Here is a 19831-nt window from a genome sequence, read left to right as displayed (position 1 = left end):
TTGCTCTCCTAATCTAAGATATAAAATGCTTCGAGTTCATTGGCTTCAATAGCCATCTCTTGACCACGAGCGAGCTGCTTGTCATGGCTCTCCTCTCCCGGGTAGACAACAGTAGGCGTGACAAAGATGACCAGCTCTGTCTTGTTATCTTTAAAGTCTCTGGATTTAAATAATTCACCTAAGATAGGAATGTCACCTAAGAATGGGAATTTATTGACGACTTTTGACATTTCGCTGTTGACGAGTCCTGAGATCACAATGGTTTCGTTGTTCTTTACATTTATGACTGATTCTGTGCGGCGAGTTAGCATGCCTGGAATACCGTCAATAGACACAGAAGGGTCTATTGAACTGACTTCGGCCATGACGCGACTGACGATATTGAGGTTTTCATCAACAACAGGCTCAATATCGAGCTTTATGCCATATTCTTTAAACTCGACATCGACTGCACCAAGCCCGCTGATACTGCGAATAGGAAATTCACCGCCGGCTAGAAAGCTAGCTGACTCACCGCTACGAGTGGTTAGGTTAGGCTCGGCTAACATACGAGCATCGCCTTTTTCTGAAAGAAGTTGGATTTGAGAGCCTATTCCGGTAACTATGCCAAAATAGTTCCAACCTCGAGTATCTAAGACACCAATACTGTCAGTGATTGCACCACCAATGGCATCGGCATATTGTCCCGGTGAAGCCACGCTGAAGATGGGGTTAGCACTAAAGGCCTTTGCGGCACCGAAAGCGGGTCCTGACATGGCGGTGTCCCATTTGATGCCGACGTTGTTGAGTGTTGATTTATTAAATTCCACAATTTTGACCTGCATCTTGACCATGGGAGCTAACGCTTTGGCGAATCGTAAATATTTTACGAGAGAGACAACATTTGGGGCTTCATCAATAATCTTCTCTAACTGCTGTTTCAATGCTAGGTCGGCTTCACCTTGTACGACGATGAGGCCATCGCTTTCGGTCACTTTTAAAGAAGGGAATGCTGCCAGCATCTGTTTTACTTTGTCAGTGGTCCGCAAGCTGTTGTCGTTGGTGACTGTGATACTGAGCTTGATTAATTTACCGTCTTTTTGCCATAGTTGTAGATCTGTGTTTCCAGAGGCTTCCCCGATAAGAATAACACCTTTGTTATCAACCACTTTGGCGCTGACAACGTTTCCATTACCAACAACAATTCGCTCAACATTAGCGGTTTTGTAAAGCTCTACAGCTCCGACGTAGAGCTTCAATGGTTTATTGTTATGGGCGAAACTGAGGAAGGGGATGAATAGGCATACCCAAATAATTTTAATGATGTTATTAGTCTTCATAGCGCTGCTTTATTCTTTAGTTGGCTCAGTTGTTCTAACATTTGAGTAGGCAGTGGGTAGGCTTGAATCGATGTTTTTATGCCGTTACCTCCAGTAATAATCTCTACTTCTCTCGTTAAAGCATCTTCAGATTGATTAAAAAGTTGACCCTCGTGAAGAGAGACAAATTCAAGGGGCTGGCTTTCGTTTTGATTACGGAGAAAAGTGATAAACTTACCTTTCTTTCTAGCTAGTGTGACTCTTGCCGCATCATTAACATTGAGAGCGAGGGTGACAGTGTCATAGGCATTTGGATTGTCGTACAGCGTGTCTACTAACTCTGGGTTGACATCTATGCTGTGTTTACCTGTTGCCAGTACCGTAATATCTTCCAGTAATAATTGCAGTTTATTGCGATCATCGCTGCCGCTACCTTCTTTGAAGGATAGGAGGAGATCGATATGATCAGAAGGAACCAACATGCCTGCGGTTGAGTTAATTTCATCGATGTTTATAGTGACCGCTCGTTGACCCTCTTTGAGCATATCGGAAAATTGTTCAATTCTATGGCCTGGCAGGTAGCTAGCCATTAACGGGCGACCTGGAGAGATAGGTGCAAGTAGCATTTGCCCCATGATTTTATCGAAGTCTCTAGGGTGAAGGGCATCAAGGGGTAAGGTGTCGGCTTGGATCCGCCTAACAGACATATTTTGCTGTGAGACTATGTCGCCTTTTCTTAGTTCTTGCGTTGCCACCACGACATCAGCCATCACGATATTATCTTTTGATAACTCAGCTCTTAGCTCTTGCTCTTTAGTGATGAAGTAATTTTTTGTCGCCCAAGCTGCGATACAGCCAAGCACAATAGCGATGACGAGAAGAACCCAGTTGAAGTCTATAGATTTTATTTGCATTGTTAGACCTAATTTAGTTGGGCAGAGTTGGCAATGATTTGCTGTATGCAAATGCGGTATACCAGTCTCTTAATGAGTCAAGGCAAAGTTCCATGACGTTGTTATTGTTCTCTATTGGGGTTAATAGTGCGGCAATAAGCGCTGAACATACCACTAGGTATTCGACGCTTGCTTGGCCATTCATATTGAGTTTTCTGGTGGAAATATGCATCGTTAAAGTCCTTCCGTGACTTGATTGGCTACAATGTAAACTTTTGATTTTTTCTTGTTAAAGCTAATGTCTATTAGGTTTGTTCCTTGGCTCATCTGTAGCACAGCTTTACCTGCATGAGTGTCTAAAATGGCAGAGTTTTCTGCCCAACCTCTCTGTTGAAAGTGACGGCGATAGTAATGGTAACTAGCAGATAGGCTTTGAGGGCTACTCAGTACTAAGGTGCGACCCAGTTTGAAAAGATCTTGGGATTGAATGTCAGAAATTACCCTTGCGCCATTAGGCTTTGGAAACTGGATTTGATTTGCGTCAATGAGCTCAGATTCATCAACATTTTTTGTGATACCGACATAAGTCACAACACCATCATAGTTTTTACTGATACGGGCAGTGAGAAGGTAAGGGCTCTGCAAACTGTTAATGACGTAATCGCCGTTAAACATTTTTGCATCAAAACGCTCACTGTTTTCTTGCCATTGTTGTGTAAAAAAATTTGCCGTCATCATCTGGCTTTGTTTGTCGTTCATCACCCAGGTTTTCATTGGGTAGCCGTGGTATCTCATACTATCCGCCACCACTTCTACCTTCGCAGTGTCAGGAAATTCAATTTCAGGCCAATCTGAAGCATATGTAGTGGCTGAAAATATTAGGCTTGATAGCAGTAAGTGAAATTTCATTCATTAGCCTCCGCAATTGGTTGTGCCGTAGGTACAGAGCCGGTTGGTAGGGAGAATGTCTGGGTCTACATATCCCAGTTTTAGCCTACTTGGGCGTAGTTCTTTACCAAAAGGGATGATGCCTAATAAGCTTTGTGCGGTACGAATAACGCTGACATCCATGTAGTTGGTAAGTACTAACCTCTTAACTCTATTTTTTACATGATAAGGACCTGCAGCATTCCAGCCAGAAGCGAGTAAAGCGCTATTACTGCTTATATTGAGGTTTAAATTGTCGAATGGCGCTAGGTATAAATTTTGGATGTTAGAACTGATACTTGTGCGGTAAAACTGATCGCGCTCTAATGAAAACCCGGTGAATGAAAGCAGTCCGACAGCACGGCCGACAGCACTGCCCACTGCACCTGGTAGCCGACCACCCGAATGGGAGCGAGTGAATCTATCAAGCACGTTAGTATTTGCTGGTGTTTGTTGATTAGACTTAAGCAGTGTATCAGCGCTTTGATTCTGTTGGGTCTGATGTCTCAATATTGGGTGAACACTCTTGTTCCAATCCCATTGGCTACTGTTTCGACTGGTCAGTTTGTTGCCATCATTTTGATAGAACCGCCATGGGATCTGTTTAGCTGTATCTTGTTCACTTTTTTGAGCCAGATATAACCCGCTTCTTCTGGGAAGCTTACTGGGTCTGCGCTCCTTCCAGACGGTTCTTTCCCAAGCTGAATAATGGGAGGCTTGTTGAGCTTTATGCTGTACTCCGCCAATTTTTGCCATAAATGGCAAGATTATGAGCAGTGGAATGACGACATAAGTGAGGCCCACCACGCTTTCTACTAGCGCTTGACCGGCTTGTTTATTAACTGGAGATTGCATTACAGCATCCTAGTTAATGCTAAAACGACATTACGTTCAGTATTTGTGGTGTCTGATAAGCGTGTTTGCCAGAAGGGGTTGTAGAGGTTGCCATACTCATGACGGCCATCACTTCTTCGCCATGCAGATGAAGATATCATTAGATCATAAGGTCTTGAATAGTAGACTTTTGCGGCAGAAATAGCTGTCATTCTATCGCCCAACATCTGTTCACTTTGTGCCGGATTAGTATTGTCTTCACCGACGTCTACGGTACTGCTTGTGCGAATATTATTTTGAGATTTTGAAATGACAACGGCAATATTTTCAGTTTGGTTTTTTGATTGGGCGCCATTGGCTAAGCCGTAAAATGGTTGGACACCGTTATAGCCACCCCGTGTTTCTTGATCATCGCCTGCATAACGGGAGGCCCATCCATTTCTATTTCTGCTACTTCCCCAAGAGCTATTGTTACCGACTCTTTCTATATTTGCTCTGTTATCTGACCGTGTTGCGCCCCAGCCAAGCGGGATTTCATTGTAGCCTCTCCAACGACATCCAGACCAACTGCAGCGGAATTTTGATAAATGAAAGCTGATGGTATCCATAGATGTCCAAGTTTCAGCTTCATTGTTGCCATTAGATATCAGTTCACTTCCACCTGCCTTATAAGTTTTCCATCGAAGTGGAAAGGCGGTAAAGGACCAAGGGAAACCGAGTTTATAGCTACGAGATTTACTGAAAGAGTCTCTAGAATCTAACGAGACGGTAATGAAGTCTTGAAATTGGCTGGAGTTATTCTGTGAACGGCTTCGTTGATTCTGATTCTGATTTTGATTTTGATTTTGATTCTGATTACTTCTGCTATGTCTTTTTTGAAATTTGACCCATACATTTCTGACATCATTAAGCATTTGTGGATTCTGCATTAGATCCAATTTAGCTTTAGGGTCATTGGCTTTGACTATGTCATCAGCAGTGATCACAGTAGAGGTAAGGCCAGCATAATGTACAATTTGTTGAGACATTGCCAAGGTCTGCAGGATGACATCTTCAGCATAAACTAAGGCTTCGAGTACTGGCTGGGCAACACTATTTATCGCACCTACTGCAGATTCGATTCCTGATAGGACTTGCCCTAAGTATGGAACCCAACATAGGGTATCACAGGCATTTTTAGCGAATTTGTCGGTCATGTTAAACCAAGACGATAGCCCCACCATTTGTGCTACCGCAACTTGATTGGCAACCGAAGCGCGATTGGTATATGCCTTAAAATTGAAATCACGGGCTGCAATGGTGGCAATACTGTAAGCTGTGTTATCTGCGGTATTTTGTAATCTGCTACTGTTTAAATTTAGCTGTGAGGCATTAAAGCTAAAAATTACAACCATCAATGCAAACGACATTAAAATTAAGGACAAGACCATAGCTTGGCCTTGATGTCGTGTCAGCATACGTCCATGCTTCATTGTGTATCTTCCATGTGCTAAAAATGCACTTTAAATAGAGCGTTAACTTGGCGATATTTGGAATTGTAACTGTTCATTACACTAATAAATGGTGTGAAATCTATAAATATATCAATGGCTTAGTCTACGCTGCCGCCACCAGTTCCGCCGCTGTTACCGCCACTGGCTTTATTCGCACCTTCATTGTAATTGCCGAGGTTATAATCTTTATTGGCAAGGGTAGTAGCCTGTGTTGCAGAGCCCTTTGCAGCAGTGATTTGTGCACTGGAGTCAACTCCAGATATCTCTGAAGCTAAGCCTGCCACTTGATTGCGGATTGTTTGTCCGAAGAAGCTATAGACACCGATTGCTGATACGGCTATTAAGGCAACAATAATGATGTATTCGGTCATGCCTTGACCTTGATGATTGAGGTTTTTCATCATTCAAATCCATTTGTGAAAGAAGCAAGAAAAGAGCTCCTTTTCTTGCTTTTATAGGTAGTTAGTTACCTGAAGCACTCTTATTGGCCGCTTCGTTGTAATTACCCAAGTTATAATCTTCTTTAGCAACATTCGTTGCAGCAACCGCTGAGGTTTTTGCTGCTGTAATTTGTGCGGTGGAATCAACACCTGACATCTCAGATGATAAACCTGCTACCTGGTTACGAATTGTTTGTCCGAAGAAGCTATATACACCGATAGCCGAAACAGCGATCAGTGCGACGATAATAATATATTCGGTCATACCTTGACCGCGTTGTTTATTGTTTAACATTCATTCTCTCCTTGAAATATAAAATATGATCGTCGATATATTATACAAGTATGAAAATGCCTCAATTGCCCATATGGATAATATTTTGTTACATATATATCCTTAAGGGTAGGATTAATGTGCTACAAAATTTTGACCATAAGTCAGAAGAAGCTGTCCTCTATTCTTAATTTGTGCCTTTTTATAAATGTTTTGCAAATGCATTTTTATTGTGTTTATCGACACATTGAGTTTGTTGGCTACTTGCTCATTACTCATGCCACTGCAAACTAGGCTAATGACTTCTTTTTCTTTCTTCGTTGTTGAAAATATAAGAGTCAGTCTATCTTTGTTTAAAGGGCTTCTGTTTGTATTTAATATGAACCGTGAACATGCTTCATTACTAAAACATAAATTGCCATCAATTACAGTGGTCATTTTTTTTATCAGAGTGTAAGGGCTCTCATTTGAAAGCAATGCAGCATTGAAACCATGCTCTATGAGTAATAACTCATCCTCAATGGTTAACGTTGAGCAGATTGCTATATGAGTCCCAGATTTAAATAAGTCATATTCGACCAGTTGCAGATAGCTCTGCATGCAGTCAATGAAGTGCAGTAATATTTTTGTATTTGAAGTCGTGTTTAACCATGCCCGAACAAGATTTTTATCCTTGTTTAAGCTTAGGTTTAGCAGGCCTGCAGCACTTTTTGCGGTTATAAAGTTACTAGAGTTTCCATTGATAGTGAATATTTCGCCATCATACATTTCATTTCCTTATGACATCTGTTAGATGTAATACTTTTGTACTAGGATAAAGATACTACTTTAAATGTTATTATTGTTTTTTTAGCTCATTATATATTTAAATCACTTGATATTGTACCGTTAAAATTTCAAGTGTTCTTTAATTTACAATTACTGTTTAAAGTAGTAAATATTTTGTTACGTTTGTTTTGTTGGGCTGATTTAGTATTTGTAGTTTGTTTTTTTATTATTTTTTATGATTTTAGATATGTATTTAAAAGATCAAAATATGGGGTGGAAAATATTGTTTATTAGGTGGTACGTGTCATCTTATATTGTAATGTGTGAATGTAAGTGACTAATCCATGGAGGGTTTTCACTATTTGTTTTTGGATGTCACAGATAAGTGATAGGGTTTTATTCTGTTATTTTTATGGCTCAATAGTTTGAATATTCCAGCTAGGCAGTTTATCTGCTAGATCTTGTCGAATTTTATCTGCATCGCCTCTAAGCACAATAAAAGGTGGTGAGCTGAAGTTCAGCTTGGCAATTTCTTTCAATGTGACCGAGTCTAACTTTTGGATCCTGGCTTGGTTTATGATGAGCTCTTTATTATTACGGCCTAGGGATAATTGGTTAATGTATTGTGTTTTCATTGAGTGCTGAGACTGCATTGTGAGTGCGTACTTACTTTTCTCATAGGTCTTAAGGGCTTCTAGCTCTTGGCTACCTATACCTTGCTCTGTGGTGAGTTGAAGGTGATCTAGGATGCCAGAGACGAAGGCCCCCGTGTGTTGTAGTTGCGTGCTGCCATAAAATTTCAGCGTACGAGCTTGGGGGTTATCGAAACAACGGCCGTAAATGCCATAGGTGAGTCCTCGCTTTTCTCTGAGATCGTAGTAGAGGCGACCGGAGAAACTACGTCCCAACCAACTGGCAAGTAGCTGACAGTTTAAGGGATCGCTAAGTGATATTTCACTCTTGAGAGGATCTGTATCAGAAGCTGAAAGTGGCAGTCTATATCCCACTCTCACCTGCGTCTGAACGGCCCCAGGGGCATCGATTAGATAGATGATTTTACCTGTGTTGATATAAGGCTGGCTATCACTTCCATTATCACTAACCTCCTCTTTGCTTGTTGGGAGCGTGGATGCCGTAGTATTTTGCTCTTTAACCATACTTGATCTGTTTTCTAGCTGTTTAGCTAGCTTAGTGGCTTGCTGTATCAGTTTATTTCTTTTGGATAAATTTGCGTCTTGTGCGTCAGGTATTTGTAAACTTGAAGGCTGCGACATAAATAGGTGCCATTTAGCCCCTGTCCCTATCTTTTGTTGAAGCTCAGATAGACTCGCCATGTTCAGTTCATTCAGAAGGTCTTGATTGTCTAGTGCCTGGTTATAAGGATGAGACTTGCCTAAGATTATTCTGGCCCAAACTTTGTCAATTTCTGCACCGCTATAAGCATTGATATGCTTGTTGAGTTTTAGTTTTCTTTGGATATTTTCTAGATCAATTTGCTCAAATGCAGAATGACTCCAGCTATTGGCAAGAATGTTTAATGCTTGTGGGACCTCATGGGCGGGGCAGGCCATTTTAAGGCTAATGCTATGCATTCTTGCATTTACACCTAGGCTCTCAATACAGGAGATTGGATACTGATCCGCTAGCCAGAGCGCACGCTCGTTGAGCGCAGCACTGAGAATATCTATGTTGTTAAAGGGCTTGTTAGGGTTTATCAGTACAAGCTCTACATAGTTGAGTTCAGACGGGCTTTTGGGAAAGAGGTGCAAGCTAAATTCTGCTGAAATCGACAGAGTTTCCGGTGTCCAGGACTCGATATCACTATGTGATGCCAACTCAACACTGGACTGAACTTGCGGCGCACCTTCTAGCTGATTAAATACCGGTGTTACGGGCTCTTTTTTGTCAGTGAATACTAACTTTGTTTGCTGGCAACCTAGCATCAATACCATGATTGATAACAAAGGGAATAAAGATAAAGTCTTAACCTTTGGCGGTTTTAAAAATATCATAATACCCAATCCTCTAAGCTATCGGTCAGAGAGTTCGGCAGCCATTCGAGCATGGCTTTCCCCCATCTTATATACCAGGGGGGTAATAGGTCTAGCCTGACATATCCTTGATTGAAGTAGCTTTGAGACACGCGTTGCATGTCTGCAGTGGTAACGGCATTAATTCGTTCCCAAGGGCCAGTCAGAGGAGTTAGTTGATCTTGAGCTAATGTTGCCGACAGAGATCTTGCCAATAGGGAGGGGCTATCTAGTTGTCTTAGTTTGAGGTTGAGCCATTGAGCCTTCAATTGAACTAGATCGCTATCAGTTATTCCTCGGTTGTTTATTGCTGCAATCATCTGCTCAACATTCTTAGCGAGTTGGTTTAATGAAGTTTTGGCTCTGGGTACCATGACTAGATTGGTGACGCCCATATGTTCCATAGACAGTGGAATTGAATAAGTGAGTAGTTGCTCAGGATCATTTAGGCCGCTCTGTTTAATGATGCTATTTCTATTTTGGAATAAGTAAGCTTCAAGTAACGATATTGCTGCAGCATCTTTATGTGCTTGTCCGACGGTATGCCAGGCAAGCAGTAATGCAGGCCAAGGGCCGCGACTGTCTACTATCTCACCCTTGACTGGCTTATTGTCAAAGCTAAGGTGCTGATGTTGTGCCAATGGTGTTGCTGGTTGACTCCATGTACCAAACTGAGTCTCAACCCAATGCTGAGTATTCTCGGGGATTTGACCGACAATGCTAAGTTGCATGGCATCGGGGCGATAATGTTGTTGATGAAATAGGTTTAGGCTCTCAGGCGTGGAGCTCGCTATATCCTGTTTAGATCCGATAACGGCGTGTTGATAGGCAGTGCCTTTGGCTTGCTCTAAAAGAAACTCCATCGCTTGGCGTACATAGGGCTGATTATCTATGCTAGTGGCCATCTCCTCTAAAACCGTTGCTTGTTGATTCTTTACGGTTTCAGCGGTTAATGCGGGACGAATGAAGCGATCGGCCTCTAGCCATAGGGCGAGTTCGAGTGCTTCAGAGGGTAAGGTGAGGTAATAGTTAGTGTAATCGAAAAAGGTCGAGGCATTAAATTGCCCGCTGAGTGAACTCATGGTTTGCGCGTAGCTGTCACCGGGGGCGTTTTTACTTCCTTTGAACAACATATGTTCAAAAAGGTGAGCGTAACCTGTTTGGCCCGTTTTTTCGTCACGAGAGCCTACGCTGAACTGACTGGCAAGCGATACGCTCTGTCCTGATGCAAAAGGCAATACTCTAAGCTGAAGGCCATTGTCTAGCTGATGGTAACGGATCTCTCGTTCTACCTGATAGAGAGGTAATGCCATCTGGTCAAGATCTAGCTGTTTTGCTATGGCACTTTGGCATAGTAAGCCTATACCTAGAAGGAGGCTTAAACTGGTTGCAAAATAATATTTTAAATAAAAATCCGTTTTCATTTTATCGCTTTATCTGGCTGCTATAACTATTTTATAACAGTTTTTTGTCTCGCAGAGCTAGCGCTTAATTTTCAGTTTAAACTTATTTCAACCGCAGACGTTTTGCTAATCGGTGTAGGTTGCCCGAGTCTAACTTTAATTTTCGTGCGGTAGCGGCCCATTGTCCCTCATTTTCGGCTAATGCCTGCCTGATATATTGAGATTGAAATTCGTCGATTGCATCTTTGAGGCTGTGATCGCCTATTTCAAACTGATTGTGTTTATTATTGCTTTGAGGCGTATAGCCTTGCTCCTCTGCGGGCATGATAGGATCGAGATGAAGAGGGGAGATCTGGCACAGTTCACCTCGAGATTGTGACTTAGCCAATACGGCGGCGCGATGAAGGACATGCTCTAGCTCTCTGACATTACCAGGCCATTGATACCGCTTGAGCAGGCTCAGGCTGGCAGGGCTTAAGCTTAGGGTTTTTATGCCTAATTTCTGCCTGCATCTCTCGACAAAATAGCCGCTCAATAGGGTTATATCATCGTCTCGCTCTTTCAGAGCTGGTACCAGAAGAGGAAAAACGCTGAGTCTATGGTAGAGGTCGGCACGAAAACGTCCCGCTAACACCTCTTGTTTGAGATCTTTATTGGTGGCGGCAATGATGCGAACATCGACTTTACGACTGCGATCGTCACCGATCTTTTGCAGATCGCCGTACTGCAATACACGTAGTAATTTAGATTGTAGTGTCAGTGGCAGTTCGCCAATTTCATCGAGAAACAGTGTCCCCTTATCGGCCAATTCAAACTTGCCACTGCGATTACTGATAGCACCGGTAAATGCGCCTTTGACGTGGCCAAAGAGTTCACTCTCTGCGATGGATTCGGGTAAAGCCGCACAGTTGAGATATACCAATGGCATGTCTTTACGCTCAGAGCCCTGATGTACAGCTTTAGCGACGAGCTCCTTGCCTGTGCCAGTCTCACCTAAGATCAACACGTTGAGATCTGTGTCTGCGACGACCTTTATTTCATTGTGCAGTGATTGCATGATCTCTGACTGGCCGATGATCTCTACATCTGTGTTGGTGTCTATGCCTACCCGCATTGCTGGAGGTGAGTCTTGAGATTGTGCCGCCAGTTTCTCTAATCTATCGATCATCAAGGCATTATTGAGTGAGACTGCGGCGATGGCACTTAAGCTTCTTAATTCACCGTTTGTAAACTTATCAAATTGTAGCGGGTCGAAGCCATCTATGGTGATGGCGCCGATAAGATGTTCACTGGCAAACAGAGGCAGACCGATACAAGCATGGACCTTAAGCTCATCTCCCTGATTGGGGATCAAGCCGTCATAGGGGTCGGGCAGTGTGCTATCGGAGGGGAATCTGACAATATCCCCAGCGCGGGCAATGGCTTCTAATCTTGGGTGCTCATTGACAAGAAAACGCCTTCCCAATACATCAGCATTGAGCCCATCTATGGCTAATGGGGTAAATAGCCCGCCCTGAAAGGCTAACAAGGCGGCAGCATCGCAGTGGAGGTTTTGTCTTATGATGTCGAGCAGTCTTGAAAATCGATCTCGGTTAGATAGTCCAGAAGTAATATCTAAGGCGATATGGGTTAATTCAGTTTGACTCAAGGCCATATAGACTCCTAAAGCGGTTTGTTTGGCAATCGAATTCAAAGCAAACAGGTGTGCATTGTCATATTGATACTATGTCAATATGACAGTTGGAATATTGCGCTATGACAAGTTTTTGTTATTTATGCGCAGGCAGCGTTGGTTTATTGTGAATAGATGGGCTTGAAGGGGATAATACCGATTGTATAAGAGGGGCCAAGGCCCCTCTGTATGGTTAGCACTATCTATGCGTTAGCCGATAGCTCTTCATTGTCGTCGATTGTGGTGCGCTTACCTATGGCCTTCTTGATGATATCGAAGAAGAATAGCCCCATAAACAGGCCGCCTAGACCGAAGATTATATCGCCAGGAACACGCATCCAAACCAGAGTCTCGATGAGTGGACTGTGGATCACTTCAGGTGAGCGGGCAAACCAGTAGCCATTTTCGATAACAGCAAAAAACTGCACGATACCGACAGGTAGCAGTGACATCACTATCATGGCCATCAAACCGATATTGAGTGTCCAAAATGCACCTTTAAGGTACTTTTCATTCCACTGCATTTGCCCGGTAAGACCTCGCATGCAGAACAACATTAAGCCAATACCTAGCATGCCGTATACACCCATAAATGCACCGTGAGCATGGGTTGCAGTGGTGTTCAGCCCCTGTACAAAATACAGTGAGATAGGTGGGTTAATCAGGAAGCCAAGTACTCCAGCACCGAAAAGATTCCAGAATGCGGTGGCAACGAAGAACATGATGGCCCATTTATAACGGATCATCCAAGGTGCTGCTTGACGCAGACGGTAACTTTCAACCGCTTCATAACCTATGATAGCTAACGGTACGACCTCTAAGGCTGAGAACATTGCGCCCCAAGCAATCACTGAAGTCGGTGCTCCAGTAAAATACAGGTGATGCAAGGTTCCGATTAATCCACCAGTGAGGAAGATAAGCGTAGTGAAGAGCACTGCAGCGTTGGCGCTGCGTGTCCTGATAAGCCCTAGACGGACAAGCATAAGTGCGATAACTGATGTGGCGAAGGTTTCGAAGAAGCCTTCAACCCACAAATGAACCACCCACCAACGCCAGTATTCCGCGATAGCTAAGTTGGTGTGCTTGCCCATGAACAGACCTGCGCCGTAGAACAGACCGATAGCCACACAAGAGGCATAGAGTACCCAAATGACGGGTGCCATATCGCCTTGTTTATTGAGTGCAGGCTTGATGGCAGCAGTAACGAGTGCAAGCCAAATTAATAGTCCACCAAGTAGCAGGATCTGCCATACGCGGCCAAGATCTATGTACTCATATCCTTGATGACCAAAGAGGAAATTCATGTCTAAATCAAAGTATTGCTGTACACCAATCCATTCACCAGCCATTGAGCCAAGTACTACCACAACCAAAGCAGCCCACAGCACATTAACGCCAAGGCGTTGATATTTAGGCTCGTGTCCAGATAGTGCCGACGCAACATATAGGCCTGTGCCTAACCAAGTGGTCGCGATCCAAAATACTGCCAGTTGAGTATGCCAAGTTCGAGTCACTGAATAGGGGAGAATTTCAGCCAATGGGAAGCCGTAAAATGATTGCCCCTCTACAGCGTAGTGAGCCGTTAATCCACCGAGCAGTATTTGTAGCAAAAATAGACCGATTGCGGTGACAAAGTATTTACCTACCGCTTTTTGTGAAGGTAATGGCTTCTTAAAAAAAAGTGGATCTTGAGCTGCAGGCTCAGGAAGGGATTCATGTTTACCCGCTGCATGGTACCAGACGAGTCCGCCGATACCCGCGATCAAGCTGACGATACTTAGGATTGACCAGACAATATTGCTCGACGTTGGCGTATTGCCCAATTGCGGGTCGAATGGCCAGTTGTTGGTATAGGTATAATTTTGATCTGGGCGTTCTGTTATCGCCGCCCATGCTCCCCAAAACAAAAATGCATTGAGTTTTTCTCGGCGCTCAAGACTAGGGACTGTGCCCTCTTTCATTGCGTACTGCTCCCTGAGCGTGGAGAGCTGTGGATCGTCGCCAAAGAGTGATAGATAGTGCTGACAGATTGTCTTAATGGCTGCAATGCGTGTCGAAGAAAGGGTGACTAGTGTGGTGTCATCGGCATGAGTCACTACAGTGTTATGTCGCATATCTTCACGTAAAAGCTGCTCTAGACCCGCCTGTTGTTCACTTGATAGGGAGGTAAAATCTTTTTGAAAACGCTGCTCTGCTGTGATATTTAACCAAGCCTGCGCTTCACGGTGTAACCAGTCTGCAGTCCAGTCGGGAGCGACGTATGAACCATGCCCCCATATTGAACCTAGTTGATGTCCCCCCATTGAACGCCAAACAAGTTGCCCCTGCTCTACATCATCTTTACTAAATAATGTTTGTCCATTGACGTTAACGAACGCCATGGGGATCGGTGGTTTTTCACGATAAATATCACTCCCTAAACTGAGCAGTACAGTGAAGGATGCAATAAGCACTGCGATGAGTGCAATTGCGGTTAATTTTAGTTTGCTCATAAATCCTCTTAGCGCGGTAATTTTTATTCAGGCGCAGGAGGAATAGCATTAACCGTTCCATGTTTTTAAGTTGTTTATATTATTCAGGTTATTGCATTAAAAGTCTTTCCGCATGTCATTGTGACAATGACTTATGCGGTCATCATGACACTGAGTGTCATTTTGACTGTTGTACCGACTGGTATTAGTTGAGGACTTTTTCTCGAAAGCTAGTGCCCAGTAGGTGAACTACTGAGCATTCTCTTGTTTAATAGACCGAAGGATCGTCATTATTTGGACGCGTCTTGAAGCGGCGATGTAGCCACATATATTGACTAGGTTCGCGGTTAATAATCTCTTCGATAATTTTATTGCCTCGCTTAGCATCGGCAACTTCATCTTCGCCGGGGAAATTATCCAGAGGGGGAAAAATTTCAATGCTATAGCCTCTATCGTCCTTGTTACGAACCACGCTAAAGGGCAATACTTTTGCTTTTCCAAGACGTGCGAGAGTGGTTGCACCTGTGATAGTAGCCGCATCTGGCATGGCAAAAAATGGGATGAAAGTGGCACTGGAGCGACCAAAATCTTGATCTGCTGTATACCAGATAACATCTGGACTCCTTAAGCATCGAACCATCTTACGTAGATCGCGTTTAGGCACTAAGGCTTTGTTAGAGCGTAGACGTCCTTGTACCTGTAGGTATTCCATAACGGCATTATTATGGGGGCGATAGACGCCCACACCAGGCTGAAACTGACCGAAAATTCGTGCGCCCATCTCCAGCGGCAGACAATGCACGGCGAACAGGATAACGCCATGGCCGTCATCGAGTGTCTTTTCGACATGCTCTTGGCCTTTTATGCTCATGTGGCGTTGAATCTTAGCATCCGACCACCACCAGGCGTTGATGGTATCGAAGATGGCCTTACCGGTTTCTTCAAAATTACGCGTCAGCAAGTCTTGTCGTTCTACTTCGCTCATCTTTGGGAAGCAAAGTTCCAAATTACGTTTGGCAGTGTGCACACGACTGCCCATGACGGCTTTAGCTAAGCGCCCGATAAGACTTCCTAGTTTCATCTGTATCGATAGAGGCAGTAGTTGTGTCAGGCGCATCAAGCCTACACCGAGCCAAAGGAGCCAATATTTTGGATGATATAAATGTGTCGAAAATTGGGCTTTTTCTACCACGTTGAGACTCTAGAATTTGAAAAGACCTATTATTCTAACGTAAGTTAGTCAATGATGGTGGAAATATTCTAGCTTACTCCAATGTGAGTGGGGATAGCTGTAAAATTAATTCATCATTTTATTATCCATCCAATAATGGTTAAGTGTTCTGTTGATTTTAATGGCAGTTTAATCGTTTGATTAAGATGATGATGTGAGTGGCCATGCTATAAATAATTGAAATAGTGAGTAAGCTTTGATCTGGTTGGCGTTAGCTTTAAACTTGAATGTAAGCCTGTTTTGGACCGATATTGGTTCCAAGCAAGCTTTGGTTTGCCATGTATCCGTTTTACAGACTTGTCTAAACCAGCTTTCTCCGCATGTACGGCAGCAGCTGCCTAATACACAAGCTGATTTTAGACATGAATTAGGCCGAAGAGGCGCCATGGTACTCGCTGTTGATGACGAGGATATATCTGGTTTAGTGCTTCTGGCGCCAAGCCATCTACCCGAGTCTGTGGTTGTCGACCTGTCTGGTAGCATCTATTCCTTTGATTTAGCTCAGCAGAAACAGATGACCCTCTGGCATGAATTAGGTCATTTGGAGGCCAAAAGACTCGTTGAACAAGGCATGTTTAAACCGTTAAGCGAGTTTCAACATGAATGGCTGGCCGACAGTTACCTTATTTGGCGTTCGGCGAAAGAAAGAAAAAGCCTAGATCTGGCTTGGCAGCAATATCACAGAAGAAATCTTGATGTGATTAAAGATGTGTCATTTATGAGCCATTGGTCGGTGCCAATGTTAGATCAAATTCTGCAGCGTTACTCTTTAGAGGAGCTAAACAAGTTTGATAAATTTGGTGATCTTATCGCTGATTTACTGCCTCATTTAATATTCTTAAATCAAGATGAATTAAATGAATTTTCCAGTTTAATCCATAGAACTTTTAGCCCCCAGGCTTTTATGAACCTACCCAACTATATGTACTGGCGTAAGCCTGCTTTACGAAAGTATTTCGAGCCGACTTTAGTCAGCCTTCTAGGGGGAGAAGGTGCTCAACAGTGGTTACAAGAGCAAAGTCTATTGACTGACGCTGAACCATTCTCTGTGGATCCCGCCTTTTTAGCTGAACCTTAGCTGAACAAGCTTTCGTTAGCTTGTTGATGTGCTGAGTTAGTCAAGTATTCCCCTATCTGGTTTGATAGCATCTAGCGTAACTATAGAGGCATGAAGCATTGAGAGTGGAGGAGTTGGCATGGCAAAACGTTCAAAAGCTCAAACTGAGCAAACTATTCAGCAGATTCTGGATGAGGCACTTAAGCAGGTCCTATCTATTGGCTATGAGTCCATGTCTTACACCACACTATCTACAGCAACCGGGATCAGTCGTACGGGAATAAGTCATCACTTTCCGCGAAAAGCAGAGTTTTTAATTCGACTCGATAACAATATGGCCAGTATTTTTATCGATGAACTAGACTTTTCCGATCCTTCAGCATTAGAGCTATCTTGGATGGAAGCACTGAATAAACCAGGGTTTTGCGCCGTGTTGCGTTTGTTTTTTAGCTTATGTGGATACTCGAGCCGTGAGATCACCATGTTTAAGGCAATAGATATGGCACGTGATTTAGCTAACGCCAAACTCGGTGCGCCAGGGCTAAGCATATTTAATGATCTATTGGGGCGAAGTGCTGTGGTGCTATTGGCCCAAGCTAGTGAAATTAATGCCCAAGCGGCTTAGTTATACCAATTGCACTAAGTATTTGACCAATTCAGAGCGACTTAGGCTTTTCAATTCAAGGCGCATTGGTGAAGAAATGGTTATTCCCTTTTGAGCCAGTGCAAAGCAGAAGTGGGAAGCCTGAGTCACTCACGTAGTGCGGCTTTCAAAGCCCTTTAAGCTTCGTTGTGGGCTTTCGATATAGAATTACTATTAGCTTCAATCCCTCGCCTCGCCTACAGGGCTTTGAATTCCCGCTGAATGGTCAAACTTTTAATGCAACTGGTATTACATTGACGAAAGCTATAAATAACAAAAAGGAGCTTAGTGCTCCTTTTTGTTATTTTGTTAAATCGTAATTATCTATTTTCACGTAACACCAGTTTGGGACTGAAATTGATATCTCCCTCACTGTCTATGGTCACTAGTTGATTATCTTGTCTGATAACCGCCGTTTTTTCATTCCTAGATTGCCTGACAAATAACAGCTGATAACCCAGTTTAGCAAGGGTATAAAATGCGAATCTTTGCGCTGTGGAAAGTTTATGCCAGTGCTGATCTATATTAGGTTGAGTGATCCGTCTGTCATCGAAATCTGTGAATGAACTGATGGCCGATGCTTGCATGTTATCAACTCCTTGTAACCCACTCATGAACAATTTTAATAAGCCAATATATAACCAGATGCTGATATTTTATGCAAGTCAGTTTGTTGGTTTTTAGTTACAACTTAGAAAAAACTCTGTTCTACTGACTGTTTTGCACTTCTATTTAGAGCAAGGGTACTGCAAAGGTTCAGTTCAAATATGGCTGACAATATATTCGACAACATATTCGACAATTTTGCCATGCGTACGAACGATATTGTGACGGCATTAACACTTGCGACTTGCTCAGTATATAGCGCTTTAGAAGTGCCACTGTAGATATAAAGTTTGATAGTTACTGCCGCCGCCAATACGGCCGAAGGCAGAGCTCTTCTCATAAATCCCCGATCTATGATGTATGCTGTAACCCATCCACATATTATCTAATGAACTGCTATTAAATAGATCGCCCATATTCAGATCTAATGAGAAATCGAGATAGTTGAGTAATTTAGAGGGCTTATAGCCCTTCTCATCGAGTTCACTCCCTTCTATATGAGTGACACTGGAGACATAGGATAAGCCTTCAGCGACACCTAATCGCCACCTCGGACCGAACTCGAAGGTATAGAAGGCTTTTATCGCGATAACACCTTCAGCCAAATTACTCTGTACTTCTGAATCGTGGTGCCATACCGCACCTGGGGTGAAGTAAAGCTCTATCGGAAAGTTAAATAAGCTTTCGGTCAGGCGTGTTCCGTAAAATATTGAGGTCAGCTGATTGTTATAGGGATCGGTACGTGTTTGCCATGACAGTATCTCATTGAGGTTAGAGGGGGTTGCCCAGCCGTGTGCGATACGCAAAAATTCGTCATCACTGCTTGATGAGCTCACTGGCTTTACTTTAGTCGCCTTACTTTTTGTACTCTTGTTACTGAAGTCAGGAAAGAAGCCGAAACCTAAGAATGACTCATATTGATATTGAGTATCCATGGTCGGCAGGTTTGCAGTTTCATCATCAATTCGCCCGACACCGAATTGGCCTAATAGGTATAAGTTACTATAGAGATGGTACCTAGCTTTAATACCTGCATTGAACTCAATGCCTCCATCGACATCATATTGATCTAGTCCGTAGTAATGTTGATTGAACTCGGCACTCTTCCAGTGGAATTCGGCGTAGGGGTTGAGGTACCAATCGCCATGCTCCCAATGATATTGGGTTCGAGCATAACCATAACTGTGTTTATTGGAGTCAGACATGAAGGCAATATCGGACTCCCAGGCATCGTGAAAAAAACGGTACTGTAAACCGAAGTCAAAAGCCTGAGATTGAGATTTGTTTTGTAATTCCTGTGGGATGTCGACAAACCTGAAACGGGTATAGGCATTGACTTGGTGTTCATCGTTGCTCCAAAGGTGAACCCCTGCCTCCATACCATTAATGAAAAAGTAATCGTTACGGTACTTAATCAAGGGAAGCACATCGTGGACTTCATCATCATCTACAGCATAGGGAATATCCCCCCTACGAATACCTATACCTAAGCCCCAGTTTTCTGATTGAAATTGAGTAGCGTAAATAGGTGCCATTTTCTCATCGGTTTGATTCATTTCATCAGCATCGCTGTGTTCTGATGAAAAAATTAGCCCGCTATAAAGTGTGAGTGAAAGAGAGGTAGCTATAAGTAGAGAGTAATTTTTCATATGGCTTTTTTTAGGAGTCTTTATCTGGCTAGTATAAAATGAAAACAGAAAGTTAAAAGCTTTATTATCCCTTAACTTATCTGTACCTCTACTGAACATGCCTACGCTTTCTTTTGTTTTTTGTTCAGCTAAGCCTCTTGAA

Annotated in this window: 18 protein-coding genes; 2 read left to right on the top strand and 16 right to left on the bottom strand. The window is 43.1% G+C overall.

The window, feature by feature from the left end:
* Positions 1-8 precede the first annotated feature (8 nt).
* The 14 genes from FM038_RS20850 to FM038_RS20785 all read right to left on the bottom strand — a co-directional run bounded on the left by FM038_RS20850 (position 9) and on the right by FM038_RS20785 (position 15695).
* The gene (locus tag FM038_RS20850) at positions 9-1319 is read right to left on the bottom strand and encodes a type II and III secretion system protein family protein (RefSeq protein WP_142871366.1); all 1311 of its coding nucleotides are present in this window, start codon (positions 1317-1319) and stop codon (positions 9-11) included.
* Positions 1316-2212: a Flp pilus assembly protein CpaB gene (cpaB, locus tag FM038_RS20845; protein ID WP_142871367.1), complete on the bottom strand. Its 897-nt coding sequence runs from the start codon at positions 2210-2212 to the stop codon at positions 1316-1318. The genes FM038_RS20850 and cpaB overlap by 4 nt, the downstream gene beginning before the upstream one ends.
* Before the next feature lie 13 nt (positions 2213-2225).
* Complete coding sequence (locus FM038_RS20840; RefSeq protein ID WP_142871368.1) at positions 2226-2423, bottom strand: hypothetical protein; 198 nt, start codon at positions 2421-2423, stop codon at positions 2226-2228.
* 2 nt (positions 2424-2425) lie between these two features.
* Complete coding sequence (locus tag FM038_RS20835; protein WP_142871369.1) at positions 2426-3100, bottom strand: hypothetical protein; 675 nt, start codon at positions 3098-3100, stop codon at positions 2426-2428.
* 3 nt (positions 3101-3103) lie between these two features.
* Positions 3104-3973 (bottom strand): hypothetical protein, encoded by an 870-nt coding sequence (locus FM038_RS20830; protein WP_142871370.1) that lies wholly within the window; start codon positions 3971-3973, stop codon positions 3104-3106.
* Positions 3973-5424: a Tad domain-containing protein gene (locus tag FM038_RS20825; protein WP_223292933.1), complete on the bottom strand. Its 1452-nt coding sequence runs from the start codon at positions 5422-5424 to the stop codon at positions 3973-3975. Before FM038_RS20825 ends, FM038_RS20830 begins: the two co-directional genes overlap by 1 nt.
* A gap of 119 nt (positions 5425-5543) precedes the next feature.
* The gene (locus tag FM038_RS20820) at positions 5544-5846 is read right to left on the bottom strand and encodes a Flp family type IVb pilin (RefSeq protein ID WP_419555604.1); all 303 of its coding nucleotides are present in this window, start codon (positions 5844-5846) and stop codon (positions 5544-5546) included.
* Positions 5847-5907: 61 nt separating this feature from the next.
* Complete coding sequence (locus tag FM038_RS20815; RefSeq protein ID WP_142871372.1) at positions 5908-6180, bottom strand: Flp family type IVb pilin; 273 nt, start codon at positions 6178-6180, stop codon at positions 5908-5910.
* Between the two features lie 114 nt (positions 6181-6294).
* Positions 6295-6927, bottom strand: a complete 633-nt coding sequence (locus FM038_RS20810) for a response regulator transcription factor (protein ID WP_142871373.1) — start codon at positions 6925-6927, stop codon at positions 6295-6297.
* A gap of 410 nt (positions 6928-7337) precedes the next feature.
* Positions 7338-8939 carry a M16 family metallopeptidase gene (locus FM038_RS20805; protein WP_142871374.1) on the bottom strand — a complete coding sequence of 534 codons (1602 nt, stop codon included), beginning with the start codon at positions 8937-8939 and terminating at the stop codon, positions 7338-7340.
* A complete protein-coding gene (locus FM038_RS20800) occupies positions 8936-10381 on the bottom strand; it encodes a M16 family metallopeptidase (RefSeq protein WP_142871375.1) in 1446 nt (481 codons plus the stop codon). Before FM038_RS20800 ends, FM038_RS20805 begins: the two co-directional genes overlap by 4 nt.
* Positions 10382-10463: 82 nt before the next feature.
* Positions 10464-12014, bottom strand: a complete 1551-nt coding sequence (norR, locus tag FM038_RS20795) for a nitric oxide reductase transcriptional regulator NorR (RefSeq protein WP_142871376.1) — start codon at positions 12012-12014, stop codon at positions 10464-10466.
* Positions 12015-12235: 221 nt separating this feature from the next.
* Complete coding sequence (locus tag FM038_RS20790; RefSeq protein WP_142871377.1) at positions 12236-14524, bottom strand: nitric-oxide reductase large subunit; 2289 nt, start codon at positions 14522-14524, stop codon at positions 12236-12238.
* Positions 14525-14771: 247 nt separating this feature from the next.
* Positions 14772-15695 carry an LpxL/LpxP family Kdo(2)-lipid IV(A) lauroyl/palmitoleoyl acyltransferase gene (locus FM038_RS20785; RefSeq protein ID WP_142871378.1) on the bottom strand — a complete coding sequence of 308 codons (924 nt, stop codon included), beginning with the start codon at positions 15693-15695 and terminating at the stop codon, positions 14772-14774.
* Between the two features lie 235 nt (positions 15696-15930).
* Between FM038_RS20785 and FM038_RS20780 the strand changes: the two genes are divergently transcribed.
* Both FM038_RS20780 and FM038_RS20775 read left to right on the top strand, forming a co-directional pair.
* Positions 15931-16812, top strand: coding sequence for a hypothetical protein (locus tag FM038_RS20780; protein ID WP_185965713.1), 882 nt, complete (start codon positions 15931-15933; stop codon positions 16810-16812).
* A gap of 118 nt (positions 16813-16930) precedes the next feature.
* On the top strand, positions 16931-17416 hold the full coding sequence (locus tag FM038_RS20775) for a TetR family transcriptional regulator (protein WP_142871379.1): 486 nt from the start codon (positions 16931-16933) through the stop codon (positions 17414-17416).
* 338 nt (positions 17417-17754) lie between these two features.
* Here the strand turns inward: FM038_RS20775 and FM038_RS20770 are convergent, their stop codons facing one another.
* Both FM038_RS20770 and FM038_RS20765 read right to left on the bottom strand, forming a co-directional pair.
* Entirely contained in the window at positions 17755-18021 is a 267-nt protein-coding gene (locus FM038_RS20770) for a hypothetical protein (protein WP_142871380.1), read from the bottom strand.
* Positions 18022-18303: 282 nt separating this feature from the next.
* The gene (locus FM038_RS20765; RefSeq protein WP_142871381.1) at positions 18304-19689 is read right to left on the bottom strand and encodes a MipA/OmpV family protein; all 1386 of its coding nucleotides are present in this window, start codon (positions 19687-19689) and stop codon (positions 18304-18306) included.
* Between the last annotated feature and the right edge of the window lie 142 nt (positions 19690-19831).

The sequence above is a fragment of the Shewanella eurypsychrophilus genome (genome assembly GCF_007004545.3).
Lineage (GTDB): Bacteria > Pseudomonadota > Gammaproteobacteria > Enterobacterales > Shewanellaceae > Shewanella > Shewanella eurypsychrophilus.
Note: the sequence above shows the minus strand (reverse complement) of the source record. Positions and strands in the feature narration are given on the sequence as shown.